At 67.7% G+C, this 25,221-nt stretch carries 26 protein-coding genes, 2 pseudogenes and 1 riboswitch; of the genes and pseudogenes, 14 read left to right on the top strand and 14 right to left on the bottom strand.

Annotated features, from left to right (window positions below):
- Nucleotides 1-37 precede the first annotated feature (37 nt).
- From OG453_RS27260 to OG453_RS27245, 4 genes are all read left to right on the top strand, one after another.
- Nucleotides 38-853 (top strand): ABC transporter ATP-binding protein, encoded by an 816-nt coding sequence (locus tag OG453_RS27260; protein ID WP_266871151.1) that lies wholly within the window; start codon nt 38-40, stop codon nt 851-853.
- Nucleotides 835-2,013: a hypothetical protein gene (locus OG453_RS27255; RefSeq protein WP_266871150.1), complete on the top strand. Its 1,179-nt coding sequence runs from the start codon at nt 835-837 to the stop codon at nt 2,011-2,013. The genes OG453_RS27260 and OG453_RS27255 overlap by 19 nt, the downstream gene beginning before the upstream one ends.
- Before the next feature lie 162 nt (nt 2,014-2,175).
- A complete protein-coding gene (locus OG453_RS27250) occupies nt 2,176-2,580 on the top strand; it encodes a VOC family protein (RefSeq protein WP_266871149.1) in 405 nt (134 codons plus the stop codon).
- A 37-nt stretch (nt 2,581-2,617) separates the two neighbouring features.
- Nucleotides 2,618-3,790: an LOG family protein gene (locus tag OG453_RS27245; protein WP_266871148.1), complete on the top strand. Its 1,173-nt coding sequence runs from the start codon at nt 2,618-2,620 to the stop codon at nt 3,788-3,790.
- A 300-nt stretch (nt 3,791-4,090) separates the two neighbouring features.
- On the opposite strand, the gene OG453_RS27240 is transcribed toward OG453_RS27245, so the two are convergent.
- From OG453_RS27240 to rlmN, 5 genes are all read right to left on the bottom strand, one after another.
- The gene (locus OG453_RS27240; RefSeq protein ID WP_266871147.1) at nt 4,091-4,882 is read right to left on the bottom strand and encodes a maleylpyruvate isomerase family mycothiol-dependent enzyme; all 792 of its coding nucleotides are present in this window, start codon (nt 4,880-4,882) and stop codon (nt 4,091-4,093) included.
- A 75-nt stretch (nt 4,883-4,957) separates the two neighbouring features.
- Entirely contained in the window at nt 4,958-6,016 is a 1,059-nt protein-coding gene (locus OG453_RS27235; protein ID WP_266871146.1) for an ABC transporter ATP-binding protein, read from the bottom strand.
- Nucleotides 6,016-7,704 (bottom strand): iron ABC transporter permease, encoded by a 1,689-nt coding sequence (locus OG453_RS27230; RefSeq protein ID WP_266871145.1) that lies wholly within the window; start codon nt 7,702-7,704, stop codon nt 6,016-6,018. Before OG453_RS27230 ends, OG453_RS27235 begins: the two co-directional genes overlap by 1 nt.
- Nucleotides 7,680-8,768: a thiamine ABC transporter substrate binding subunit gene (locus OG453_RS27225; protein WP_266871144.1), complete on the bottom strand. Its 1,089-nt coding sequence runs from the start codon at nt 8,766-8,768 to the stop codon at nt 7,680-7,682. Before OG453_RS27225 ends, OG453_RS27230 begins: the two co-directional genes overlap by 25 nt.
- Before the next feature lie 83 nt (nt 8,769-8,851).
- Nucleotides 8,852-8,969: riboswitch (TPP riboswitch) on the bottom strand.
- A gap of 39 nt (nt 8,970-9,008) precedes the next feature.
- Nucleotides 9,009-10,115 (bottom strand): 23S rRNA (adenine(2503)-C(2))-methyltransferase RlmN, encoded by a 1,107-nt coding sequence (gene rlmN / locus OG453_RS27220; protein ID WP_266871143.1) that lies wholly within the window; start codon nt 10,113-10,115, stop codon nt 9,009-9,011.
- Nucleotides 10,116-10,460: 345 nt separating this feature from the next.
- Between rlmN and OG453_RS27215 the strand changes: the two genes are divergently transcribed.
- The gene (locus OG453_RS27215) at nt 10,461-10,700 is read left to right on the top strand and encodes a hypothetical protein (RefSeq protein ID WP_266871142.1); all 240 of its coding nucleotides are present in this window, start codon (nt 10,461-10,463) and stop codon (nt 10,698-10,700) included.
- The gene (locus OG453_RS27210; protein ID WP_266871141.1) at nt 10,697-10,918 is read left to right on the top strand and encodes a LexA family transcriptional regulator; all 222 of its coding nucleotides are present in this window, start codon (nt 10,697-10,699) and stop codon (nt 10,916-10,918) included. The genes OG453_RS27215 and OG453_RS27210 overlap by 4 nt, the downstream gene beginning before the upstream one ends.
- Before the next feature lie 202 nt (nt 10,919-11,120).
- Here the strand turns inward: OG453_RS27210 and OG453_RS27205 are convergent, their stop codons facing one another.
- Nucleotides 11,121-11,825: a hypothetical protein gene (locus OG453_RS27205; protein ID WP_266871140.1), complete on the bottom strand. Its 705-nt coding sequence runs from the start codon at nt 11,823-11,825 to the stop codon at nt 11,121-11,123.
- Nucleotides 11,822-12,868: a DUF262 domain-containing protein gene (locus OG453_RS27200; protein ID WP_266871139.1), complete on the bottom strand. Its 1,047-nt coding sequence runs from the start codon at nt 12,866-12,868 to the stop codon at nt 11,822-11,824. The genes OG453_RS27205 and OG453_RS27200 overlap by 4 nt, the downstream gene beginning before the upstream one ends.
- A 562-nt stretch (nt 12,869-13,430) precedes the next feature.
- Here OG453_RS27200 and OG453_RS27195 point away from each other — a divergent pair.
- Nucleotides 13,431-13,880 (top strand): hypothetical protein, encoded by a 450-nt coding sequence (locus tag OG453_RS27195; protein ID WP_266871138.1) that lies wholly within the window; start codon nt 13,431-13,433, stop codon nt 13,878-13,880.
- Nucleotides 13,881-13,904: 24 nt separating this feature from the next.
- Here OG453_RS27195 and OG453_RS27190 read toward each other — a convergent pair whose 3' ends face one another.
- Complete coding sequence (locus tag OG453_RS27190; protein WP_266871137.1) at nt 13,905-14,483, bottom strand: hypothetical protein; 579 nt, start codon at nt 14,481-14,483, stop codon at nt 13,905-13,907.
- A 95-nt stretch (nt 14,484-14,578) separates the two neighbouring features.
- On the opposite strand from OG453_RS27190, the pseudogene OG453_RS27185 reads away from it, so the two are divergent.
- The 6 genes and pseudogenes from OG453_RS27185 (at nt 14,579) to OG453_RS27165 (ending at nt 17,787) form a co-directional block, all read left to right on the top strand.
- Nucleotides 14,579-15,504 (top strand): annotated as a pseudogene (locus tag OG453_RS27185) (bifunctional DNA primase/polymerase).
- A 171-nt stretch (nt 15,505-15,675) separates the two neighbouring features.
- Nucleotides 15,676-15,858, top strand: coding sequence for a hypothetical protein (locus OG453_RS27180; protein WP_266871136.1), 183 nt, complete (start codon nt 15,676-15,678; stop codon nt 15,856-15,858).
- Complete coding sequence (locus OG453_RS27175; protein ID WP_266871135.1) at nt 15,855-16,514, top strand: hypothetical protein; 660 nt, start codon at nt 15,855-15,857, stop codon at nt 16,512-16,514. The genes OG453_RS27180 and OG453_RS27175 overlap by 4 nt, the downstream gene beginning before the upstream one ends.
- A gap of 36 nt (nt 16,515-16,550) precedes the next feature.
- Entirely contained in the window at nt 16,551-16,817 is a 267-nt protein-coding gene (locus OG453_RS45170) for a primase-helicase family protein (RefSeq protein WP_323178715.1), read from the top strand.
- A gap of 2 nt (nt 16,818-16,819) precedes the next feature.
- The gene (locus tag OG453_RS27170; RefSeq protein ID WP_266871134.1) at nt 16,820-16,954 is read left to right on the top strand and encodes a hypothetical protein; all 135 of its coding nucleotides are present in this window, start codon (nt 16,820-16,822) and stop codon (nt 16,952-16,954) included.
- A gap of 386 nt (nt 16,955-17,340) precedes the next feature.
- Nucleotides 17,341-17,787, top strand: a complete 447-nt coding sequence (locus OG453_RS27165) for a hypothetical protein (RefSeq protein WP_266871133.1) — start codon at nt 17,341-17,343, stop codon at nt 17,785-17,787.
- A gap of 163 nt (nt 17,788-17,950) precedes the next feature.
- Here OG453_RS27165 and OG453_RS27160 read toward each other — a convergent pair whose 3' ends face one another.
- The 6 genes from OG453_RS27160 to rpsB form a co-directional block, all read right to left on the bottom strand.
- A complete protein-coding gene (locus OG453_RS27160) occupies nt 17,951-18,805 on the bottom strand; it encodes an endonuclease/exonuclease/phosphatase family protein (RefSeq protein ID WP_266871132.1) in 855 nt (284 codons plus the stop codon).
- A 698-nt stretch (nt 18,806-19,503) separates the two neighbouring features.
- Entirely contained in the window at nt 19,504-20,559 is a 1,056-nt protein-coding gene (locus OG453_RS27155; protein ID WP_266871131.1) for a phosphatidate cytidylyltransferase, read from the bottom strand.
- Nucleotides 20,560-20,592: 33 nt separating this feature from the next.
- The gene (frr, locus tag OG453_RS27150; protein WP_127829926.1) at nt 20,593-21,150 is read right to left on the bottom strand and encodes a ribosome recycling factor; all 558 of its coding nucleotides are present in this window, start codon (nt 21,148-21,150) and stop codon (nt 20,593-20,595) included.
- Nucleotides 21,151-21,299: 149 nt separating this feature from the next.
- Complete coding sequence (gene pyrH, locus OG453_RS27145; RefSeq protein WP_266871130.1) at nt 21,300-22,061, bottom strand: UMP kinase; 762 nt, start codon at nt 22,059-22,061, stop codon at nt 21,300-21,302.
- Nucleotides 22,062-22,247: 186 nt separating this feature from the next.
- Nucleotides 22,248-23,084, bottom strand: coding sequence for a translation elongation factor Ts (gene tsf / locus OG453_RS27140; RefSeq protein ID WP_266871129.1), 837 nt, complete (start codon nt 23,082-23,084; stop codon nt 22,248-22,250).
- Nucleotides 23,085-23,212: 128 nt separating this feature from the next.
- Nucleotides 23,213-24,127 carry a 30S ribosomal protein S2 gene (gene rpsB, locus OG453_RS27135; RefSeq protein ID WP_266871128.1) on the bottom strand — a complete coding sequence of 305 codons (915 nt, stop codon included), beginning with the start codon at nt 24,125-24,127 and terminating at the stop codon, nt 23,213-23,215.
- A 335-nt stretch (nt 24,128-24,462) separates the two neighbouring features.
- Between rpsB and OG453_RS27130 the strand changes: the two are divergent.
- Nucleotides 24,463-24,927: pseudogene (locus OG453_RS27130) on the top strand (peptidoglycan DD-metalloendopeptidase family protein); the annotation flags it as partial.
- Nucleotides 24,928-25,221 lie beyond the last annotated feature (294 nt).

The following is a 25,221-nucleotide window of genomic DNA, read 5'->3' as shown; positions in this document are numbered from 1 at the left end:
CGGGGGAGGCAAACTGATCTGAACCGAGGTGTACGTGATGGTGGCCCCGCCGGACAACGACGTGCTGTGGGCACGCGCTCTACACGTCACACACAACGGCTCGCCCGCGCTCACCGGCGTATCGATCGGTGTCCGCGAGGGCGAGATCCTCGCCGTCAGCGGCCCGCGCGGCAGCGGCAAGACGACTCTCCTGCGCTGCCTCTCCGGCCAGCTCCTGCCCGAGCGGGGCGAGGTCTGGTTCAACAGCACGCCGGTGCACACGATGGGCCTCGCGGTCCGCGAGCGACTGCGCCGCGACCGCTTCGGCTGGATCGACCCGGAGCCGCACCTGGTGCCCGAGCTCACCGCCTGGGAGAACGTCGCGCTGCCGCTGATGCTGCGCGGCACGTCGAACCGCGGCTCCCGGACCGTCGCCCAGGAGTGGATGGAGCGCCTCGACATCGGCGACTGCGCCCGCAAGCGTCCGCACGCCCTGCTCCAGGCCCAGCGCCAGCGCGTCGTCATCGCCCGCGCCCTGGTCACCATGCCGCCGGTGATCTTCGCCGACGAGCCGACCGCGCCCCTGCACCGCGCCGACCGCGCACACGTCCTTCGTACGCTGACGACCGCGGCCCGCTCGCACGGCATCACGGTGGTCCTTGCCACGCACGACGCCGAGGTCGCGGCCCTCGCCGACCGCACGGTCCCGCTGCTGGACGGGCGGCGCGTGAACACGGTGCATCTGCCGGAGGCGGCGGGTGATGCCGCCCCGGCCACCAGGGCGGACGCGGACGCCGGCGAGGGCTCGGGTGAGGGCTCCGTCGCGGGCGACGCCGACGCGGAAGGCCGGGCCGCGTGCTCGCTCTCCGTCTAGCCCGCGGCGCCCGTCCCCTGGTCCAGCTGCGCCGCCTGCTCGTCGCCGCCGCTTCGGCGGGCACCGGCTTCCTGCTGCTGTGCACGCTGGGGTACGCGATGGGCCACCCGGAAGCGTCCGGCGGGGCCGCCCTTCGGCTCGCCTGGTGCGTGGCGCCGATCGCCGCCACCGTGTACTTCGCCGTCACCGTCGCCCGTACCGATCCGGCGACGCGGCCGCGCTCCGGACTCTCCGCCGTGGGGCTCGGCCCGGCCCGGCTCACGGTGCTCGCCGCGATCTCCACGGCCGTGGCCTGCTCGCTCGGCTCGATGGTGGCGCTGCTGTTCTTCCTGCACCTGCGGGGCGATCTGACAGGGCTCCCGTTCGACGGTGCGGCGGCCGAACTGCTCGCCGCCGACACGCCGTTGCCGCTCGCCGCCGCGCTGACCCTGCTCACCCTGGTGCCGCTGACCGCCTCGGTGGCCAGCGCCCTCGTGCTCCGGCCGCGCCCCGCGAAGCGCGGCACCCAGCAGGAGCAGGACGACCCGGAGCGGCCGGACGCCCCCGCTGCCGCCCCGAGCGGGCTGCCCTGGGGTGTCGCGCTGCTCGCCGCGGGTCTCGCCGTCGAGACGTACGCGAGCCGGGCGGGCGGGGCCGCCGGGGAGTCAGCCCTCGCCATGCCGGGCGGCCTCAACGGCGGCTCCGGGGGTGTGCTCGCCGGATGGGGGCTCACGGCGCTCGGCCTTGCGGTCGCGGGGCCCGGCCTCACCTACCTCTGCGGACGAATCCTGCAGTCGGTACGGCCCGGCGCGATGCGGCTGCTCGCGGGGCGCGCGCTCCAGGAGGAGGCGCGGCGGATCGGCCGGCCGCTCGGGGTGCTGTGCGCGGTGGCGTCGGGCGGGTACGCGGCGCTGTCGCTGTACTCCGGCAGCCGCCCCGACATCGGTCCGCTGACCACGCTCGGCTCGCTGCTCGTCGTGGGCTGCGCGGTCCTCACCCTGGCCACGGCCGCGATCGAGGCGAAGAACGCGCGCTCGGACACGACGGCCGCGCTGCTGCAGCTGGGGGCGCCGATGACGATGCTGCGCGGCTCGGCGGCGCTGCGTGCGGGCGCGCTCGCGGCCTTGTTCGGCCCGCTGACGTGGTTGGTGGCGGAGCTGGCGGCACTGCCTCTCGTGTGAGGCTGCCGCTCGTCCGAGGCTGCCTGTCGTCCGAGGCTGCCTGTCGTCCGAGCCGGAGAAAAAAGTTCGCGTCCTCCGATGAGTTCCGCGTCGAACGGACGTCTACCCCTCCGTACGGCACACGACGCACCAACCACACAGAGCTCAACGGGAGAGACACTCATGTACCAGCAGATGATCTTCGTCAACCTCGCCGTGAACGACGTCGACAGCACGAAGAAGTTCTTCACGGAGCTCGGCTACACGATCAACCCGCAGTTCACCACGGACGACTGCGCCTGCGTCGTGATCAGCGACACCATCGTCGCGATGATGCTCGGCAAGAAGCGCTACCAGGACTTCACGACGAAGCAGATCGCGGACTCGACCACGACCAGCGAGGCGCTGCTCTGTCTGAGCGCCGAGAGCCGCGAGAAGGTCGACGAGCTGGTCGACAAGGCCGTGGCGGCCGGCGCCACCGAGGGCCGTACGCAGGACTACGGCATGATGTACGGCCGCAGCTTCGACGACCTGGACGGCCACACGTGGGAGATCATGTGGATGGACCCGACCGCCGTCGAGGGCTGAGCACGACGGCCCGGCGGTGCCTGCTTAGCATGGGCGGATGCAGTCGACTCCCGAACCCGCATCCGCCCACGCGTCATCGCCCGCCCAACTCCCGGGCGGCGACCGTGAGATCGAGACCCTCGCCGAGTTCGACGAGGTCGCCGCGCGGGGCTCGCTGGCGGGAGTCCGCGTCCAGGGCATAGATCTGACGGAGCGTACGCAGGTGCTGCGGTCCTGCGCCGCCAAGGGCGCCGTCTTCCTCGGCTGTCTGATGGAAGAGGGCGCGGCCGACGCGATGCGGGCCGCGGGGGCGCTGGTGTTCCCGCCGGTGCCGGGTCTGCCGTTCGACCCGTACCGAGGCCTTCTCTACACACCCGACGAGTTGTTCGCCGGGCTCGCCGAAGGCGGGTACGACGCGACGCCGGACGCCCGCGCGTACGCCTGGTTCCAGGAGACCAAGGCGGACGGGGACATCTTCTCCTCGATGCTCCGCGCGATCCACGACGACGCGATCTCCGACGCCCTCGACGAACTGCTCGTCGGCGCACGGGTGGTGGGCGTCATGGGCGGCCACGCGATGGCCCGTGGCTCGGAAGCGTACGAGGGTGCGGCGCGGCTCGGCCGTTCGCTCGCCCGCGCGGGTTTCGTGGTCGCGACGGGCGGCGGCCCCGGCGCCATGGAGGCCGCGAACCTGGGCGCGTACGCGTCAGTCTTCCGCGACGAGATGCTGGACGAGGCACTGGAACTCCTCTCCAAGGCCCCTTCCTTCACCCCGTCGATCACCGAGTGGGCGCGGGCGGCCTTCGACGTCCGTGAGCGCTGGCCGGACGGCGGCGCGTCGGTGGGCATCCCCACCTGGTTCTACGGCCACGAGCCGCCGAACGCCTTCGCCACCCACCTGGCCAAGTACTTCGCCAACGCCACCCGGGAGGACGGCCTGCTCGCCCGCTCGAACGCGGGCGTCGTCTTCCTGCCCGGCGCGGCGGGCACGGTCCAGGAGATCTTCGACGCGGCGACCCCCAACTACTACGAGTCCCGGGGCGAACCGGCGCCAATGGTCCTGGTCAACCGCACGCACTGGACACAGAAGCTCCCGGCCTGGCCCCTGCTGCAGGCGCTGGCGCGGGACCGCTCGATGGAGCCGACGATCGCCTTGGTGGAGAGGGTGGAGGAGGTCCCGAACGCACTGGCATCCCTCCCGCCGGGCGGGGCGAGCACGACGACCTCGTGACGTCGGGCGGTGGCCACCCGGCCTTCCAACCCGCCCGACGAACCTTCCAACCCGCCCCGCGAACCTTCCAACCCGCCCCGCGAACCTTCCAACCCGCCCGGCGAACCCTCCAGCCCATCCGGCGAACCCTCTAGCCCGCCCGGCGAACCATCCAGCCCATCCGGCGAGCCTTCCAGCCCGCCCGGCGAACCTTCCAGCCCGTCCGGCGTTTGAGGACGAACTCGGCGAAGCCGGTGATGACGGCACACAAGGCCCCCGCGCAGCGGGTTTTCGGGAAGGGGCGGGGTTGGGGAAAGAGAATCACCCGAACGAGGCCCGCTCCAGCCAGAACTCCAGCAACTCCCGCTCCCCCAGCACCTCCACAGTGCCGCCATCCAGAGACCGCCGCCGATAGAAGGCCAACAACACCTCAGTAAGCGGCCCCCGCAGAGCAACGGTCGCCTTCTCATGCCCCCGCCGCCAACTGAACCCATCCTCACCGAACTCGATGACCCACTCGGCATTCAGCCCCGCCGGCGCATCAGTCGCGTGCAGATGGATGCTGCGCCCCGCACCCCGCAGCTCAGCAGCACTGTCATCCGGCTGGGACCGCTGCACGTACCGCACGATCTCCAGCCACTCATCGATCGCATCGGCAGCGACATCAGCCGCGACCTCATACGGAACCCCCGCGGCAATCGCCGCGTCCGCCCGGTGAATGGCCACCTCATGCGTCATACGCCGCGCCCAGAACCCGGCGTTCTGCGGCTCGGCCCAGGTCCACACCGGGGTATCGGCGCTCACGGCGGGCAGCGTCTTCAAGGCCAGCTCAGCGGTCTCGGCCAACCAGGCGTCGAGCGCGGCGGGGTCGTCGCCCTCGGGACCACGGATGCCCGGGACGTTCTCCTCCGGGATGTCGTCCGTGGCCCGGGTGGCGACCAGCCGCTCGGCCCAGCGCACGGCACCGCCGATGTGGCGGGCGAGGTACCCCAGGGACCACTCCGGGCAGGTCGGCACCGTGGCCGAAAGGTCGGCTCCGGCCAGGGTGGCCCGCAACTGGCCCAGCTGACCTGCGATTTCGGCGCAGTGGCGGTCGTAATCCAAAGACGTCATGAGGCGCACCCTAGATCGACCGCGCCGCCCGGGCACCCGAGTTTCGCCCCCACTCCCCCACTCCCCCAGGCCACCTCAGCCCAGAACCACGACATCCCCCACGTCAAAGGCGACCCCCACCGTCTCCCCCACCCCAGGCGCATCCCGCAGCGCACAAGCCGCCTCAAGCCTCGGCCCCGCCCCGGGCTCCAGGTGTACGGCGACATGCGTGCCCCGGAAGGTCCGCGCCGCCACCATGCAGGGCATCCCCTCGTCGGCGGGCACAAGCCGCACCCCGGCGGGCCGCACCAGGAGCCGGCACCGGCCGTCCCGTACACCCGAAGGCACCGGGATCTTCCCCCAGGCGGTGTCCGCCACGTCACCGACCACCGTCGCGTCGACCACGTTGTCGAAGCCGAGGAACCGCGCGACGAACTCGTCCGCCGGGTTCCGCCACACCTCAAGTGGCGTACCGGACTGGGCGATCCGCCCATCCCGCATCACGACAACCCGGTCCGCGAGCGCGAACGCCTCGCCCTGGTCGTGCGTGACCGCGAGCACCGTCGTACCCAACTCGTCGAAGAGCTCGCGGAGTTCGACGACCAACCGCTCCCGCAGCGACCGGTCGAGCTGCCCGAGCGGCTCATCGAGCATGAGAAGCCGAGGCCTAGGAGCGAGCGCACGCGCAAGCGCGACCCGCTGCTGCTCGCCGCCGGAGAGCGAGGCGACGGCCCGCCGCTGGGCACCCGGAAGCCCCACGAGGTCGAGCAACTCGGCCACCCGGTGGGCCTGTTCGCCCCGCGCCACGCCGTGCATCCGCAGCCCGAAGGCGACATTGCCCGCCACGTCGCGCTGCGGAAAGAGCTGATGGTCCTGGAACATCAGGCCGACGCCCCGCTTGTGCGCGGGCACCCCCCGCTGGTCCCGTCCGTCGAGCAGCACCTGCCCGCCGTCCAGCTCCTGCAGCCCCGCGACCGCCCGCAGCAGCGTCGACTTGCCGCTGCCGCTCGGCCCGAGGACGCACACGATCTCGTGCTCGGCGACCTCGAGGTCGACGCGGTCGAGCACGGCCCGCGCCCCGAACCGCACCGTCGCATCCGCCAGCGTCAGCAGCCCCACACCGGCACCCGCACCCGCTCCCGTGGCCACACCCATCAGAACTCCCCAGTCGTGCGGTCGGTACGGAGCCGTTCGAGCAGCAGCAGCGACACCGCGCACACCACCATCAAGATCGTCGAAAGGGCCATCGCCTGCCCGTAGTTGAGCTCCCCGGCCCGCCCGAGGAGCCGGGCCACGGCGACCGGCAGCGTCGGATTGTCCGGCCGCGCGATGAATACGGTCGCGCCGAACTCACCCAGGGACACCGCGAAGGCGAACCCGGCCGCGATCAGCAGCGCCCGCCGCACCATCGGCAGGTCGACCTCGCGCCACGCCCGCAGCGGCGACGCCCCGAGCACGGCCGCCGCCTCGCGCAGCCGTCCGTCGACCGCGCGCAGGACGGGAAGCATGGTGCGTACGACGAAGGGCACGCCGACCAGTGCCTGCGCAAGGGGCACCAGGATCCAGGTGGAGCGCAGGTCGAGCGGCGGCTCGTCCAGCGTGATCAGGAACCCGAAGCCGACCGTCACCGCGGACACCCCGAGCGGCAGCATGAGCAGCGCGTCGAAGCCGCGCACCAGGCGACCGGCCTTCCGGGTGAGCGCCGCCGCGGCGAGACCGCCGATCACCAGGGCGATGGCGGTGGCGGCGAGCGCGTACTGGAGGGAATTCCAGACCGCGTCGATCGGCGGGACCAGGAAGGCGCCGCCCTCCGCCGATGTCAGCTCCTGGTAGTAGGTGAAGCCATAGCCGTCGGGGCCGCTCAGCGACCGCTCGATCAGCACGCCGAGCGGCAGCAGGATCAGCACGGCGATCGTCAGCATGACCCCGCCGAGCAACGCCCACTGCCCCACGCCGCGCGGCCGCCGGGCGACCGTGGAGGCGTCGACCAACTGCAGGACGGTCTCCCGCCTGCGTACGGTCCACGCGTGCACGGCGAGGATCAGGCCGACCGCCACGAACTGCACGATCGTCAGGACGGCGGCCGTCGACAGGTCGAGGAGCTGGGCGGTCTGCCGGTAGATCTCGACTTCGAGCGTCGAGTACGCGGGGCCGCCGAGGATCTGTACGACGCCGAAGGAAGTGAAGGTGAACAGGAAGACCATCAGCGCGGCCGCCGCGACCGCGGGGCCGAGCGCGGGCAGCGTCACCGTCCGCCAGGCCCTCCAGCGCGAGGCGCCGAGCATCCGCGCGGCCTCCTCCTGGCGCGGATCGAGCTGCGACCAGAGCCCGCCGACGGTCCGTACGACGACGGCGTAATTGAAGAAGACGTGCGCGAGCAGAATCGCCCACACCGTCGTGTCGAGCCGCAGGCCCCACATCTCGTCGAACAGCCCCCCGCGCCCGACAAGGGCGAGGAACGCGGTCCCGACGACGACCGTCGGCAGCACGAACGGCACCGTGACGGCGGCCCGCAGCACCTGCTTGCCCCTGAACTCGAAGCGCGCAAAGACATACGCGCCGGGGAGCGCGATGAGCAGCGTGAGCGCGGTCGACGCGAGCGCCTGCCAGGTGGTGAACCACAGCACGTGCCGCACGTCGGACTGCCCGATGACCTCCGCGATCCGCCCGAACTGCCACTCCCCGTCCACCTTCAGGCCGCGCGCGACGATCGCGGCGACCGGATAGGCGAAGAAGACCGCGAAGAACGCGACGGGCACGGCCATGAGACCGAGCCGAGCCGCGCTCCCGCGCGTGAACCCCTTACGAGCGGGGGCCTTTACTTCAGTACGAGCGAGGTCCACGACTTGACCCACTGATCACGGTTGTCGGCGATCTTCTTCGGGGCCATGGTCTCCGGCTCGTCGACCTTCACGCCGTGCTTGACGAACAGCTCGGGCAGCTCGACGCCCTCCCGCACCGGGTTCACGAACATGTTCAGCGGCATGTCCTGCTGGAACTCGGTGCTGATCAGGAAGTCGAGCAGCGCCTTGCCGCCCTTCTCGTTCTTGGCGTTGCCGAGCAGACCCGCGTACTCGACCTGCCGGAAGCAGGTGCCGGTCGCGACGCCGGTCGGCGCCTCCTTGGGCTGCGGCTTGGCGTAGAGCACCTCGACGGGCGGCGACGAGGCGTAGGAGACGACGAGCGGCCGGTCGCCCTTGGCCTTCTTGCCGCCGGTGGAGCCGGAGAACTCCTCGCTGTAGGCCTGCTCCCAGCCGTCGACGACCTTGACGCCGTTGGCCTTGAGCTTCTTCCAGTAGCCCTGCCAGCCGTCGTCGCCGTACTGGGCGGCGGTGCCGAGCAGGAAGCCGAGCCCGGGCGACGAGGTCGACGCGTTCTCGGTCACGAGGAGGTTCTTGTAGGCGGGCTTGACCAGATCGTCGAAGGACTTCGGCGGCGCCAGCTTCTTGTCGGCGAAGTACTTCTTGTCGTAGTTGACGCAGATGTCGCCGCTGTCGACGGGCGTCACCCGGTGCTTGTCCTGATCGACGCGGAACTGCGAGGCGATCTGGTCCGAGCCCTTGGCCTCGTACGACTGGAAGAGGTCGTTGTCGAGCGCCCGCGAGAGCAGGGTGTTGTCGACGCCGAAGAAGACATCGCCCTGCGGGTTGTCCTTGGACAGGATCGCCTTGTTCACGGCGGCGCCTGCGTCCCCGTCCTTGAGAACGCTGACCTTGTAGCCGGACCGCTTCTCGAACTCCTTCAGTACGTCCTTGGAGACGGCGAAGGAGTCATGGCTGACCAGCGTGACGTTCTTGGAGTCTGCGGCGTTGTCGCCGCTGCCGTCGGAGCTGCCGCAAGCGGAGAGCGCGACGATCCCGAGGGTCACCGCGACGGCGGTGACCGTGACCTTCTTGGTGGTGCTCACTGAATTCAATCCTCCTGGGGGTGACCAGGAAGAGACGCGGCCCTGCCCACGGACCGGAAGGGTCCGCGGGCAGGGCGCAACAGCTTGAGTGATGTCCGAACTTCCTACCCGGAATGACCCGGGCAAGGTTCAGAGGGTCTGCGGCCAACCTGTCCTTGGCTGCCGCACTCTCAGCGCTGTGGCGCTCCCCTGTCGGAATATGAAGATGTGTTTCGGCTATGAAGTTGTGTTTCGGCCAGCCTAACGCTCCGACGCGGCGAGCTGACCGCACGCCCCGTCGATCTCCTGGCCACGGGTGTCACGAACCGTGACAGGCACCCCATGAGCGGCGATGGCGTCCACGAAGGCCTTCTCGTCCTCCGGCCGCGATGCCGTCCACTTCGAGCCCGGCGTCGGGTTCAGCGGGATCAGGTTCACATGCACGGGCTTGTTCTTGAGCAGCCGCCCGAGCCGGTCACCGCGCCACGCGTGGTCGTTGATGTCCCTGATCAGCGCGTACTCGATGGAAAGCCGGCGCCCGGACTTGGCCGCGTACTCCCAGCCGGCATCCAGCACCTCCCGCACGTTCCACCGCGTATTGACGGGTACGAGGGTGTCGCGCAGCTCGTCGTCGGGCGCGTGCAGGGAGATCGCGAGGCGGCACTTGAAGCCCTCGTCGGCGAACCGGTGGATGGCGGGCACGAGCCCGACGGTCGACACGGTGATGCCGCGCTGCGAGAGCCCGACACCGTCCGGCTCGGGATCGGTCAGCCTGCGGATCGCCCCGATCACCCGGTTGTAGTTGGCGAGCGGCTCGCCCATCCCCATGAAGACGATGTTGCTCAGCCGCGCGGGCCCACCGGGGATCTCCCCGTCCCGCAGCGCACGCATCCCGTCCACGATCTGGTGCACGATCTCGGCGGTCGACAGATTCCGGTCGAGACCGGCCTGCCCCGTCGCACAGAACGGGCAGTTCATCCCGCACCCGGCCTGCGACGAGATGCACATCGTCACCCGGTCCGGATAGCGCATGAGCACGGACTCGACGAGCGTCCCGTCGAAGAGCCGCCACAGCGTCTTACGGGTGGTGTCGTCGTCACAGCTGATGTGCCGCACCACGGACATCAGCTCGGGAAGCAGCGCCTCCTGGAGCTTGCCGCGGGACCCGGCGGGAATGTCGGTCCACTGCTCCGGGTCGTGCGCGTACCGCGCGAAGTAGTGCTGCGAGAGCTGCTTGGCGCGAAACGGTTTCTCGCCGGCGGCGGCGACGGCTTCCTTGCGCTCGGCGGGCGTGAGGTCGGCGAGATGCCGCGGCGGCTTCTTGGCTCCGCGGGGCGCGACGAAGGTGAGTTCTCCGGGTACAGGCATGGTGATTCCAGTGTCGCAGACGGTTGGGGCCCGGCCAGGTCACCGCCTATCGGTGGTGGTCGTCGTTGGTCACCACTGGTCGCCGTGGGCCCCCCTTGGACGGCCCACAGACGGCCCGGCGGTCCCCCAGCTGACGTGCGAGAAGAAGCCCATGCACCCTGCCCGGACCTCATGCCGCCACGGCCCTCAGAGGTACGCCGAGAGCTGGGCCCGTATTGCTGTACGCCGCGACTCAAGTGTCTCAACGCAGGTCAGAAGGGCACTGCTAGATGACGCATCACGGCTCAGCACCTCGACGCGCAGCCCACTTGCAGAGATATTCGAACACATGACCTAATCTTTGTCATGGCGTCGGCCCCCTTCCCCAACGACCTGATCCAGCTCCAGACGGCCTGGACCTGCACGCACGAGGCGCTCGCAGATCCTCAACCGGCCCACCCCGCGATGCTGCGCCGTGTTCTACAACAGCTCTCCACTCACCTGATGTGGCACCCGTTCTGGTCCACAGAAGCAGGCAGGTCGCCAGCAGCCCGCGTCGAGCTGCGCCGCCTCGCCTCCGCACGTTCAGAGGTGCACACGTCATGAGCGAGCGCCTCACCGAACAGCAAGAGTGCATCCTGCGCTGCATCCGGGAGCGGGTCGCCGAGTACGGCGAGAGCCGCACGGTTCGGGAAATCAGCGACCGGGTCGGGCTCTCAAGCACCTCGTCCGTCGCCTATCACCTACGTCGCATGCGGGAGCGGGGCGTACAGGTCGAGACGCGTGGCCGGACGAGCAAGCGCTGCCCGCACTGCGGACTATGACCGAGAACATCGCCAGCACGGGACGATGCGAGCAGAGCCCTCACTGGAATCGAACCCTCGGCTATCGGGGGGCGGCTGGCCGTCCAACTTGCGCCGCACCACTGCCAGTCACCCAGAGGGGAGGTGGTGTGGCTGCCTCAGCGAGCCCCCCCCCCGGCCCCTCTCCTCCGCCCCAGGAAGAGCCAAGTAGGCACGACCTGAGCTAAGGACCACTAGTTTTGATCTGCAAGGGCATTCGCTCTTCAAACCAATAGCAGATGTGCAAAAGCGCGTGATCAAGCAAGGCGATCAGTTGATCCACCATCTCGATTAGAGATGTCGGACGCTTACTGCGCCCAACATCCACTGGATCCGCCTCCCAATGCGCAACATCGTTGCGTTTATCCTTGATTTCCCTCAGAAGAAAAACGTCATTCGGGGAATTTCGCCAGTCCCCTGGCAGATCCAGCAAGGCCCACAACACCTCAAAGTTCTTCTGACCGACCGTTGAGCCATCAGCGAGCCGTAGCGAATCACTGAAATCCTCAACGAGCCGCACATCCGTAGAATGCGCAACCGCCCCCTGAAGAATTGAAGTGCGGGCGAGCAGAGCACCTATCGTACCTTCACCACATTTACGGAAGGCTGGCGCCTCCAATGCGGCAATCAGACCCAAGGGAAGGCTATTTCGCGGGATTCTCAACGCAGCAACATCGGTAGCCAAGGCCCTCGGAAGGTCCCGCATAAAGCACTCAAGCACTCCGCCCATGACGACATATGATAGCGCCCTCCCCATAGCCAAGAACCCGTCTCGATCAAAAGCCTGTGGCTCGATTTGGGTAGATAGATGATGCAGGCGCCGCCGTTCACGGGAGAGTCGCTCCACGGCTTCCGAGAAAATGTTCTCGACTGCACCGTACGACGTCACGTCATCAACTCTTCAGCACGACTAATTCTATTAACAAGCATTGTGCGAGTATTCGTGGCGCCGGTACTAAAATCGACAAGCTTCTCGTCATTTAGCCATCCCGCAGGAGGTTCGACCGGTTCAATCCCCTTACGGAAGAGGCTGCCTACTCCCACCAATACAGCTTCAAATTGATTCAGTGGCGTAATCGAAAGCTTTCCCCTCAAAAATGGCCCGTTAATAATGGAGGATAGAAAGTCTACCGATTTTTCAAAAATTTCCCGATCTGCCGCCAGGTCAGTATCTGAAGCTCTATCGCGCATATAGCCGTTAAGGAAGTTTGTGACCTTTCCATCGAATACAGAGGAACGGTCTAGGTATGCGAAGAATTTGAGCACCAACTCTTCTGCAGTGCCGTTCGTTTGGTTCAATTTTTGCAGCTTCAGAAGGGACTTGAATTGCCTACTCTGCGACAGGTCTTCGAGAAGCTCATGAAATGGACCTCGGAAAATACAGCTACGAATCTCTTGAGGCGTAAGTGCCACTGCTCCAGCGTTAAGCCGCCGAAAAAGCTCAAAACGAACTTCGGGTTCAGATTTATCACTCAACACCTGAACCCGCAAAAATCTCCGATCAAGAGTCATCCGAATTGGCCTAGGAAGCTCCTCGTAGGTCAAATCACCGAAACCGGCTAGCGTCTTGAGCGACTTCAAGCGTAGAGGCGCAGCGCTGAACCGAAAATTTTCGGATTCAGGCGCGTCCACACCCATAAATCGGAGAATCGTACAGATGCGCTGAAGGCCATCTACGACATCCCAAGTAGCATCGCGATTGGTCGCAACGAAAATCGCCGGAACGGGCAGCCCTAGAAGGAAAGATTCAATTAGTGCAGATTGCGTTTCGTCATCCCACCGAAATTGGCGTTGATACGCGGGAGCGATCTTGATCTCCTGCTCAGAAACCATCCGCACCAGCTCGCGCAAGGAGAGGTCAAAGTAGTCCGTGTCAACAGAACGCCTGTGACGGTCAAGTTCATCGAGCAGTCCCGCTTCATCCAGCAGCATGTTGTCGTTGTATCAGACAGCTGCAGAGCTTCGCAGCGCATCAGAAGCGCGTGTGCTGCAGGCAGTTGAGGGGTGCGCTGAGTCCCCCTTCCATCCGGCGATACCGGCTTCCCTCGGCACCGCCGCGGCGGTGCTCGCCCAGGCTCCGGCCAACTAGCTGGTCAGGGGCTGTCTGCACGGTAGGGGCGGAGTTTGAAGCCGTCCAAACCCGCGCCACGACGATTCCCAAGAGCGTCCCGCTCTCAACCTCTGCACCCGGTTGAGCTGCTGGAAGCCCTACAAGTCCGACGGACGCATGGTCATCGGCCGCGACCGCCTCACCCGCGCCCTCAAGAACCGTGACGGCGAGGGTTCCGCTTCCACCGCCGGATAGAGGGAGGCGCGCCCCCGGCGGTCAGGGAGGCAGGGAGAACTCCCTGACCGCCTCCCTGGCCCTGACCTGCACGAATGATCACTCAGGGAGGCGGGGAGGCCCGCAGGTCACCGCCCTGAAACCCCCTTCACACGCACCTCGGCAGGGGGTGTCTTCGCCTCCCTGACCTCACCCCAGAAGGGATTCCGCATGTACCCCGAAACCCAACAGCGCGCGCCCGCGGAACGGGCCGTGACCGTCCACCAACCTACCCCGATCGTCCCGGCACAGGCTGCCCCGTTCGTGTCCGCCAACGGCCAGGTAGCGGCGGTGCAGTCCATCGTGCTGCCCGACGGCCGCGTGGTCACCGGGTATGCCATCGAGCTCGCCAAACCCGAACCCGCCGCCGCCAAACCGGTCGTCTCGCGGACAGCGGTGAACCTCGCGCTCGGAGGCATCGGGTTCGGCGCCGTCTGCGGCGGCCTGCTCCTGCTCACCACGTTCATCGCCGCACTCACCGCGCTGATCACACATCTCATCATCCTGGCCGCCGTTATCTTTGGCGGCTGGATCGCCGTCCAGATCCTCGGCCACGACGGGGGCGGCAACACCTTCCACATCCGCAAGGCCGGCATCAAGCGAAACCACTTCCACGGCTGATAGTCGGACGGAGGCGTCACGCGCTCAGGGGGAGTTACCCGACGGTGGTGTACGAGGTGCATCGCTGATACCTAGATCCGCGCGCATGGCACCCCGCATCGCATCCCAACGCTCCCAGAGCCAGTTCAGGTACACCTCGATTTCTTCGAAAGATCCGTCTGATTCTGGGTGACCCTCTTCCAGATTCTTCGTCCTGCGGTAGCTCTGCCCGAGAGCAATAGCCAGCTCATCTAGATAGCTCAAAACCGAGGCGGAAGCAATCATCTGGGCCTCGGCGAAAGCCGTGTGATGCGCTTGACGTGCTGCTTCAAGTTCCTGGCTGGCTTCTTCGGTCACCTGGCCACGGTGGACGAAGTACAGGAAGTTCATCAACTGAACCCGATACCTGCGGAAAGCAGCGTTCGTGTCCACGTAGCAAGTGCGCCGTTGCTCTAACCCCTCACGCTCCTGCTCGCGCCGCCATTGGGTTCGGTCCGCTTGCTGGTGTCTCTCAAAATCCGCTTCTAAAGCTCTGGCTTGCGAACCCTGGGAGAGGACCGGAGCTAGCAGCGTTCCCATCACACCGCACACCGCAACAACCAGAGCAATCACTGCACTATTCATAGCCCCCCTGACTCCCCCGACGGGGGCAACCGCCTTCTCGCCAAAGTCCGCGGCTGCCCCCCTATCCCAGCTCACGGGAACTGGAGAACCCAAGCATGACCCAACCCACGGACAACCCGCGAGACCCTTCCCCAAGCCGCCTGCAAGACGCTGCCCTGGAGGCCGCCGCTCGCGGCTGGCACGTCTTTCCCCTCCGTCCCGGCACCAAGCGCCCCGCCCTGCACGGCGAAGCCGCCTGCCCCCGCACCGGAGTCTGTGTTAGCGGGCACCGCAAGTGGGAGCAGCGCGCCACCACCGACGCGGACCGTATCCGCGCCGCCTGGTCGCACGGCGAGTTCAACGTCGGTATCGCCACCGGCCCTTCCAGGCTGCTGGTCATAGATCTCGACATGCCCAAGGACAGCAGCAATGGGGACACGCCTTGCCGCGTGACGACCTTCAAGGCGCTCTGCGAGCGCACCGGCCACACCGTCCCCGACACCTGCCGGACGCGGACTGCGAGCGGCGGTCAGCACCTGTACTTCGCTGCTCCACCCGGCGGACGGCTGACCAACACCGCAGGCACGATCGCCCCGTTGGTCGACACCCGCGCATGTGGCGGCTACGTCGTCGCAGCGGGCAGCACCCACCCCCGCCGGACCCTACGAAGCCGTAGGCGGCTCTGTGGCGACCTCACTGCCCGGATGGCTGTGAGCATCCTCAAGCCCGCCCCAGGGCGTCACTGGCTCCTTCAGTGGCCGAAACGGCACAATCCCGCTGATACGCTGACATCGCGCTCGCCAACGAGACTCGCAACGTCGCCGGATCTCAACACCGGGAGCGCGAGGCGAAGTTGTTCACGGCGGCGCGCGCCCTGGGGCGGTTCATCGCGTGGGGCGACCTCCCCCGATCGACGGTCGAGGATGCTCTTCAGGGAGCAGGCGAGGCGGCCGGACTGCCGACGTCTCAGTGCCGCGCGACCCTGCGCAGTGCACTGAACTGGTCCATCGCCCACAACCAGCGTCGCCAGGTAGCGGCATGAGCACCCCTCGCCGCCCCTCACTGAAGAGCATCACCCCCACCCCGACCGTCCCGTGCATCGCCGACCAGGCCGCGCCCCGGACGGCCGTGGGCGAGCCGAAAGACGTCTCGCCGAAGGCGTCCCCCCATTGCTGTTCGCCCTGACCCGCCACGCGGCGACGGACGGTCCCCCGTGGCATGGCTCCACATCGTGGCACCCAAGGGCGCCGTCCCCACCGCCAACAGCCAGTGCGAGTGCGGCAGGAACCGCAGCGCCGTCGGCAAGCCTCGCGTCCTGGCCTTGATCGAGGACCACACCGCCCACCGCGACCAATGCCTGTTGCGTACTCCCCAGGAAGGAAGGACGGCCGCATGACCGCCGAAGAACTACCCGCCCCGTCCAACCCGATGGCCGTCGCCCGCAGGGTAATCCCCGACTGGCAGGACCCGAACGGCAACCTGCTGTGCCGCCGCTGGCGCGGCTCCTGGATGCGCTGGACCGGCACGTGCTGGCGTGAGCTGGATGAGCACCAGATGCGCGCGTCCATGTACAAGCGGCTGGAGCACGCCACCTTCAAAGGCGGCGCAGACCGCGAGGGGCAGCCGGAAATCCGCGACTGGGCACCAACCAAACAGAAGATCAGCAACCTTCTCGATGCGCTCGGAGCCATCACGCTGCTGCCCACCGAGGCGGACGCACCTTCCTGGATCGAGACCAACGCGGACAGCGGTGACCGCATCCCGATCGTGGCGTGCGAGAACGGCCTGCTGCGGATCCGGGACCGGGCTCTGTTGCCGCACTCGCCAGGCTTTTTCAACCTGGTCTCGGTCCCTTTCGCCTACGACCCGCAAGCCAGTGCGCCGAGCTGGGAACGCTTCCTGCGGCAGATCTGGCCGGACGACCCGGCAGCCATCGCAGCGTTGCAGGAGTGGTTCGGTTACATCCTGTCCGGCCGCACCGACCAGCAAAAGATTCTCCTGATCAAAGGACCCCTCCCGCTCCGGGAAAGGCACCATCGCCCGCGTCCTTAAAGAGTTGGTCGGCCGGGAGAACCTCGCCGGGCCACCCTGGCCGGGCTCGGTAGCAACTTCGGTCTGTCGTCCCTGATCGGCAAGCCACTCGCGGTCATCTCCGATGCGCGCCTGTCCGGCAAGGACGGCGGGCAGGTCGTCGAACGGCTGCTGACCATTTCCGGGGAAGACACCATCGACATCGACCGAAAGTTCCGCGACCCGTGGACGGGCAAGCTGCCCACGCGCCTGATGGTGCTGCCCAACGAGCTGCCGAACTTCGGGGACTCATCCGGGTCATTGCCCGCCGCTTCGTGGTGCTGAGCATGACCGTCTCCTGGCTCGGCAAGGAGGACACCGGCCTGACCGACAAGCTCGCCGAGGAGACGCCCGGCATCCTCAACTGGGCTCTGGATGGCCTCGCCCGCTTGGAGCGTGGCGGACGCATCACCGATGTCTGAGTCGTCGCGGGAATCGGTCGTCATCATGCAGGACACCGCCTCGCCTACAAGCGCGTTCGTGCGCGAGTGCTGCATCACCGGGGCCGACACCACGGTGCCAGTCGACACCCTGTGGGCGGTATAGCGGGAGTGGGCCGAGGACAACGGCGTTCGCGCCGTCGGCACGAAGCAGATGTTCGGCCGCAACCTGCAATCCGTCGTCCCCCAGCTCCACCGGGCCCGCCCCCGCGACCAATTCGGCCGGCAGGTGCCCACCTACACCGGGATCACGCTCAACCTGTCTGACCTGCGATTGGCCGGGTCCGACCCTGGTTCCTCTGCATTTCCCCCGGGAAGTTCTCCGGGCTTCGCTATGCAGTGAGCACCAGCGCGGGAACAATGCTCCCATGGGCGTTTGGGGGACGTTGCTCGCGACAGCCGTCGGCGCTGCCATCGCGCTACTGGGGCAACGCCTCATGAAGCGTGCCGAGGACAGGGTGCGCCTGTCGGAGTTGCTCATGGAGCAATGCGCCTTGATCGCTGCCTCAGTAACAGACTTCGAGGATCGCATTTGGGAGGAGCGGGTCCTCGGCATGGACGATCGCGTCAGTGGCTACGACCTCCCCGCCCACGTGCTGGCGTCTGTTCGGCTACGGATCCTCACTCGGGACGCCGCCTTGCTTGCGGCACTTGCGGAGTTGAACACGGCCGGCAAGGAACTGGGGAGCTACTGGAGGCAGGGCCACGTGGACGATGAGTCGTACGCCCGGCTGTGGGAGCGGCACCACAAAGCCATACCAGCGTTCATCAACGCGAGCGGCGAGGCGGTCCGCCGCCGCCTCGCATCGGCCTAGCTCCACACCCTCCCACGGCCCAGGCACGGCCCAGCAAGCAGCAATTGGCCCCCTATCAGCGGCAAACGCACTGGTAGGGGGCCAATTCTCGTCTCTGACCTGCCAGTTCTCCGGGTACAGGCATGGTGATTCCAGTGTCTCAGACGGCGGGGGCCCGGCCAGGTCACGGCCGCTGCTTCGGCCCCACGTCGGCGTGGAGCAGGCTGTGGTCCGAGTACGGGGTGGGATGCACTCCGTGTTCGAGCCGGTCGAAGCCCCGCAGGAAGACGTAGTCGAACTTGGTGTGCCAATCGGTGGTCGTCTTGCAGATGCCGGTGGCCGCGGGTCCGCACTCGGGGTCCACGTCCGCGGCCAGGCCCCACATCCCCGTGAGCTCAGCGGCAGTCGGCACCGCGTTGAAGTCGCCGAGAACGATCGCGCGGTCGTGCCGGGCGACCTCCGCCGCCAGTACGCCGACCTGTGCGGCCCGGACCGCTTCTTGGTGGCGATGGGCCAGGTGCGTGTTGAAGACCCGGACGGGCCGGCCGTCCACGAGGGTGGTGACGGCCATGTACCCGCGGTCCTCGGATCCGCCGTCGGGATATTCCACGCTCGTACGGTCCGTCATCGGCGCCGCCGAGAGGACCGCCTGGCCAAAGGCGCCCGGACTCCACGGCAGTCCCCCGCAGCGGCCCCAGTTGCGCAGAACCGACCCATATTCGACGTGGTAGACCAGCCCGTACTGGTACTGCAGATGATCCCGGATGCTCTCGACGTCCCGGACACACGCTTCCTGCAGGCCGACGACCTGGGGCGCGTACGTCGCGATCTCCGCCGCCCGGCCGACGTTCTGCCCGCTCGCGTTGCAGGGGTTGCAGATGTTCCACGTCATGACCCGGTTCGGCACGACCTCTTCGGGACTGCCGGCCGGCAGTGGCTTGGCGATGTGCGCACCGTTCGGGGCACTGGGGCCGAGGAGCGCCGCGCAGGTCACGATCATGGCGCCCGCGAGTAACCGCGCCCCGGTTCCGCTCACCATCGCCTCCTCAGAGTGGAGACACAGACAGCATGTGAGGTCTCCTGAAACGAGGCTATGCCAGGACTGCGACCAAACCGCTGTCATGACCCTGCCATTGATCACTACAGTCTCCCCTGACAACATCAACTCCGCTGGAGGTAATCAGCACGTGTTGAATCAAACGGGGAAGGCGCTTCTGATCGGCGCCACCGCAGCGCTCGCCGTCACGACCGCCGCACCGGCCAACGCCCAGACCGGGGCCCAGGCCAAGGCCGCTGCGAGCGTGAGCAAGCACCAAGAGGTGCGCTGCGTGAAGCAGAGCGGCAGGACCTGCGTGTACTCGGTCCCTTCTTCTACTGGAACAAGAAGGGGTCCACCAAGCGTGGCCTGAACTATGTCCAGACAGCCAGGTCTCCGTACAAGGCCGGCAAGGCACGCTGGCTGTACAAGCAGCCGGGCGGCTCGACCCACGTCGGCAAGAGCTGGCGCCCGGCCCACTCGGTTCCGCACGGCAACGCCGCCGAGGTCGAGCGGGGCAAGACCGGGACCACCACGGGGCGCAAGTTCCGCAAGGGCACGCTGGTCTGCGTGCAGTGGAAGAACCTCTCGCAGAAGGCGTGCCACAAGCTGAAGTAAGTGGCGTACGAAAGCTGAAGAGGGCGTACGAAAAGGGGCTCGCCGTCCAGTGACGGCGAGCCCCTCTCGTACACAGACGCGGGTCAGCCGGAACCCACAAAGATGACGAGCAGCAGCCAGACGACCGGGGCCGTCGGCAGCAGCGAGTCGAGGCGGTCCATGATGCCGCCGTGGCCCGGGAGCAGCGTGCCCATGTCCTTGATCCCGAGGTCCCGCTTGATCATCGACTCGCCCAGGTCACCGAGCGTCGCGCTCGCGGCGACCGCGAGGCCGATGAGCAGCCCCTGCCACCAGGTGCCGTCGTCGATCAGGAACTCCATGCACAGCGCGCCGGCCGCCATCGCGAACGTCACCGCGCCCAGCAGGCCCTCGCGGGTCTTGCCGGGGCTGATGCGCGGCGCCAGCTTGTGCTTGCCGAAGCGCCAGCCGATCGCGTACGCCCCGGTGTCGCTGACCACGGTCAGGAGCAGGAACGTGAGCACCCGCTGCGGGCCGTCGTCCGCGGTGAGCATCAGCGCCACGAACGTGGCGAGGAACGGGACGTAGAACGCGGCGAAGACCCCCGCGGTGACGTCCTTCAGATAGCCCTCGGGCGGCTCGGTCATGCGCCAGACGAGCACCGCGAGCGCGGTGAGCGCCATCGCGACCCAGGCACCCTCGGCCCCGCGGACGTACCCGGCGACGACCATCGCCGCGCCGCCCACCGCGAGCGGCACGAGCGGCGCCTTGATGCCCTTGCGCTCCTCGAGCCGCGAGGTGAGCTCCCAGAGGCCGACCACCACGGCGACCGCTATGACGCCGATGAAGACGGCCTTCACGATGAAGAGCGACGCGACGATCACCGCGCCGAGCCCGACACCGACTCCTATGGCCGCCCCGAGGTCACGGCCCGCGCTCTTCTTCTGCGGCGCTTGAGGCGCACGAGGCGCTTCGGGGGCGGGCTGTGGTGCGCTGGACATGGGCTCCTGGGGTGCGTCAGGCACGTCGGGCACGATGGGCATGGGCTGCGTCTCTGCTGGATACAGGGCGTCATGCGCATCGTACGCGGGACCTGCCGGGGCAGCCCCTTGAGCAGGGCCCTGGTCGGGCGGCCCCCAGTACCCGGTGCTGGGAGGCGCCCCCCAGGAAGAGTCGTTCACGGATCGGATTCCTCAGTCCTCAGACCCGAGCACTCAGACCTCGAGCAGCTCGGCTTCCTTGTGCTTGAGCAGCTCGTCCACCTGGGCGACGTACTTCGCGGTGGTGTCGTCGAGCTCCTTCTCCGCGCGACGGCCCTCGTCCTCGCCGATGTCGCCGTCCTTGATCGCCTTGTCGATCGCTTCCTTGGCCTTGCGGCGGATGGAGCGGATCGAGATCTTGGAGTCCTCGGCCTTGGTCTTGGCGACCTTGATGTACTCCTTGCGGCGGTCCTGCGTCAGCTCGGGGAACGTCACTCGAATGATGTTGCCGTCATTGCTCGGGTTGACGCCGAGGTCGGAGTCGCGGATCGCCTGCTCGATGTTGCGCAGCGCGCTCTTGTCGAACGGGGTCACCACGGCCATCCGCGGCTCGGGCACCGAGAACGAGGCCAGTTGATTGATCGGCGTCAGGGCGCCGTAGTAGTCGGCCACGATCTTGTTGAACATCGCCGGGTGCGCACGGCCTGTGCGAATCGCGGCGAAGTCCTCCTTGGCGACCACGACGGCCTTCTCCATCTTCTCCTCGGCCTCGAGGAGGGTCTCTTCGATCACCACTTGCTCCTGCGTTTGTGAGTGGGCTGGGGGCGCCCCCACACGGTGAAGTAGGGGGAGTCCATGGGGCGTCGGCTGCGTCGCGTCTCTTTCCCTGCACCGTGTCCGACAGGCAGGGCTTTGTCCATCCCTCGGGGGACGTGCCTGGGTCAGACCCGGGTGCCGTGGTCACCCACGAGCGTGCCGATCTTCTCACCCTTGACGGCGCGCGCGATATTGCCTGCGGAGAGCAACTCGAAGACGAGGATGGGCAACTTGTTGTCCCGGCACAGCGTGATCGCGGTCATGTCGGCGACCTTCAGGTCGCGGGTGATGACCTCGCCGTAGCCGAGCGCGTCGTACTTCACCGCGTCCGGGTTGGTCTTCGGGTCGGAGTCGTAGACCCCGTCGACGCCGTTCTTGCCCATGAGCAGGGCCTCGGCGTCGATCTCCAGGGCGCGCTGCGCGGCCGTGGTGTCGGTGGAGAAGTACGGCATGCCCATACCGGCGCCGAAGATGACGACACGGCCCTTCTCCAGGTGCCGGACGGCGCGCAGCGGGATGTACGGCTCCGCGACCTGCCCCATCGTGATGGCGGTCTGCACGCGGCAGTCGATGCCTTCCTTCTCCAGGAAGTCCTGCAGGGCAAGGCAGTTCATGACCGTGCCGAGCATGCCCATGTAGTCGGAACGGGCCCGGTCCATGCCGCGCTGCTGCAGCTCGGCGCCGCGGAAGAAGTTGCCGCCGCCGATGACGGCAGCGATCTGGGCTCCGTCGCGCACGACGGCCGCGATCTCCTTGGCGATGGCGTGCACGACATCGGGGTCGACGCCAAGGCCTCCCCCGCCGGCGAATGCCTCGCCGGAGAGCTTCAGCAGGAAACGACCGGCGACTTTGCCGTCGTCGCTCTTCGTGTCGGCCTTGGTGGTCATGGAGTTCTCGCTTCTTTTTGCTCGGCGCACATACGAAGAAGGCCACTGCCGGTGGGGTGTTGTTCGCATCCCATGCTCGGCAATGGCCTCCTCGTCAGATCTGCGGTCGTACGTCGCGTACTGCGTGGGGTACGCGGGCGACCGCTGTCGACCCTAGCGGGGTCTACCGTCGATCGCGGTACGGACTCAGATGCCGACCTTGATGCGCGAGAAGCGCTTCAGGGTGACACCGGCCTCGTCCAGAACCTTCTGGACGGACTTCTTGTTGTCGAGCGCGTACGGCTGACCGAGGAGGGTGGCCTCCTTGAAGAAGCCGTTGACGCGACCCTCGACGATCTTGGGCAGCGCGGCCTCGGGCTTGCCCTCGGCGCGGGTGGTCTCCTCGGCGACGCGGCGCTCGGACTCGACGACCTCGGCCGGAACGTCCTCGCGGGAGAGGTACTTCGGCGCGAAGGCGGCGATGTGCTGGGCGATGCCCTTGGCCAGGTCGGCGTCGGCCTTGTCCAGCTCGACCAGAACACCGATCTGCGGGGGCAGGTCGGGCATGGTGCGGTGCATGTACGCGGTGACGAAGGCGCCCGAGAACTGCGCGAAGCGGTCCAGGACGATCTTCTCGCCGAGGTTGGCGTTGGCCTCGTCGACGTACGCCTGGACGGTCTTGCCGGCCTCGATCTCGGAGGCGAGCAGCGCCTCGATGTCGGCCGGGGACGTCTTGGCGATGTGCGCGGCCAGCGAGTTCGCGACGGCCTGGAACTTCTCGCCCTTGGCGACGAAGTCCGTCTCGCACTTCAGCTCGACGATCACGCCGGAGGTGTTGTCGTCGGCGATGAGGGAGACCACGGCGCCGTTCTCGGCGGAGCGGCCCTCGCGCTTGGCGACGCCCTTCTGGCCCTTGATGCGCAGGGCCTCGACGGCCTTGTCGACGCTGCCGTCGGCCTCGTCGAGCGCCTTCTTGCAGTCCATCATGCCGGCGCCCGTGAGCTCACGGAGCTTCTTGACGTCAGCGGCGGTGTAGTTCGCCATGATCGAAAATTTCTCTTTCGGAGTCTGAAAGATCTACGAAGGTCTACGGGTGAACGGCGGGGGCCGATCGGGCCCCCGCCGTCAACTACCGAACCGGTGAAGGCCAGGCCTTACCGAACCGGTGAAGGTCAGGCCTGCTCGGCGTCCGCGGCCGGAGCCTCGGCCGCGGCCTCGGCGGCCGGAACCTCGGCCTGCTCGGCGTCGGCGACCTTCTCCGTCTCGGCGGAGGTCTGGACCTCGGCCTCAGCGGCCTTCTCGTCCTTCTTGTCACCCTCGAGCAGGTCGCGCTCCCACTCGGCGAGCGGCTCGCCCTGGGCCTTCTCGCCCGGCTTCGAGTCACCGGTGGCGACACCGGAACGGGCGATGAGGCCCTCGGCGACGGCGTCGGCGATCACGCGGGTGAGCAGCGTGACGGAGCGGATCGCGTCGTCGTTGCCGGGGATCTTGTAGTCGACCTCGTCGGGGTCACAGTTCGTGTCGAGGATCGCGACGACCGGGATGTTGAGCTTCCGGGCCTCGCCGACAGCGATGTGCTCCTTCTTGGTGTCCACGATCCAGACGGCGCTGGGCACCTTGGACATCTCGCGGATACCGCCGAGGGTCTTCTCCAGCTTGGCCTTCTCGCGCGACAGCACGAGAAGCTCCTTCTTGGTGAGACCGGACGCGGCGACGTCCTCGAAGTCGATCTGCTCGAGCTCCTTGAGGCGCTGCAGACGCTTGTAGACGGTCGAGAAGTTGGTGAGCATGCCGCCCAGCCAGCGCTGGTTCACGTAGGGCATGCCGACGCGGGTCGCCTGCTCGGCGATGGCCTCCTGCGCCTGCTTCTTCGTGCCGACGAACATGACCGTGCCGCCGTGGGCGACGGTCTCCTTGACGAACTCGTAGGCGCGGTCGATGTACGACAGCGACTGGAGCAGGTCGATGATGTAGATGCCGTTGCGCTCCGTGAAGATGAAGCGCTTCATCTTCGGGTTCCAACGACGGGTCTGGTGACCGAAGTGGACGCCGCTTTCCAGCAGCTCCCGCATCGTGACGACGGCCATGGCCGTACTCCTTGGTGTTCTCGGTTGTGCCGCGTCCGCCGGACGGCGGTCGCGCCTGACGCCCGCGATGCGCCGTGCCGCAAAGGACCGAGAGGCGCTGGCACCTGGCTTTTCATGGCCTGGTGTCGGGGCGTGCGAAGTCGACCCGGTGACCCGGATCGCCACAAGAAGTGTACGGGACCCGCGAGGTAGCGGGTGACGCCGCTGTCCACAACCGGCTGGTAGTCCACAGATCCGGTCCAAGATCCCCGCGGAGGGGCCCGGCGCGGGACGGTTCTCGTATGTCTCACATGCGACGAGAGATGCGCCTGGTGGCGCTGTTGGCGGTACTGATCATGGCGGCGGCGCTCCCGGCCGCCGCCGGTGAGCCGGGCGGCAGCTGGCCCGTGGGAGTGCACCCCTTGGTGGTACGCGGCTGGGAGCCCCCGGCGACTGAGTACGGCCCGGGCCACCGGGGCGTGGACCTCGCCGCACCACCGGGGGCGGTGGTCCGCGCGGCAGCTTCGGGAACGGTGTCCTTCGCCGGGCGGGTGGCAGGCCGGGGCGTGATCTCGGTGGACCTGAAAGCCACGGGCGATCCCCCACTGCGTACGACCTATGAACCCGTACGGGCCAAGGTCAAAAAGGGCGACTCCATCACCACGGGCACCCCTCTGGGCACCCTGGAACTCCCAACGAACCACTGCCCCCAGAGCTGCCTGCACTGGGGCTTACGCAGAGGCGAGACCTACTTGAACCCACTGGGCCTACTGCCACCGTGGCTACTGGGAAGAGCTCCGTCGCGCTTGCTGCCGGTACTCCCGCAGCTACCGCTGCTGTCTCTGCGGGCAGGCGCTCCACCGGACGGCACCCCACCCGGGCCGCCCGCGTTGTGGGCAGGCGCTCCACGAGGCGGCACGCCACTCAGGCCGCCCGCGTTGTGGGTAAGCGCTCCATCGGGCAGCACCTCACCCGGGCCGCTCGCGTTGCGAGCAGGCACTCCACCGGGCGGCACACCACCCAGGCTGCCCCCGCTCTGAGCTGGCGCTCCACCAGGCAGCGCCCCACCCAGGCCGTCCCCGCTGTGGACAGCCGCTCCACCGGGCGCCATCCCG

Origin of the sequence: Streptomyces sp. NBC_01381 (genome assembly GCF_026340305.1) — a bacterium.
Classification (GTDB): Bacteria; Actinomycetota; Actinomycetes; order Streptomycetales; family Streptomycetaceae; genus Streptomyces.
Note: the sequence above shows the minus strand (reverse complement) of the source record. Positions and strands in the feature narration are given on the sequence as shown.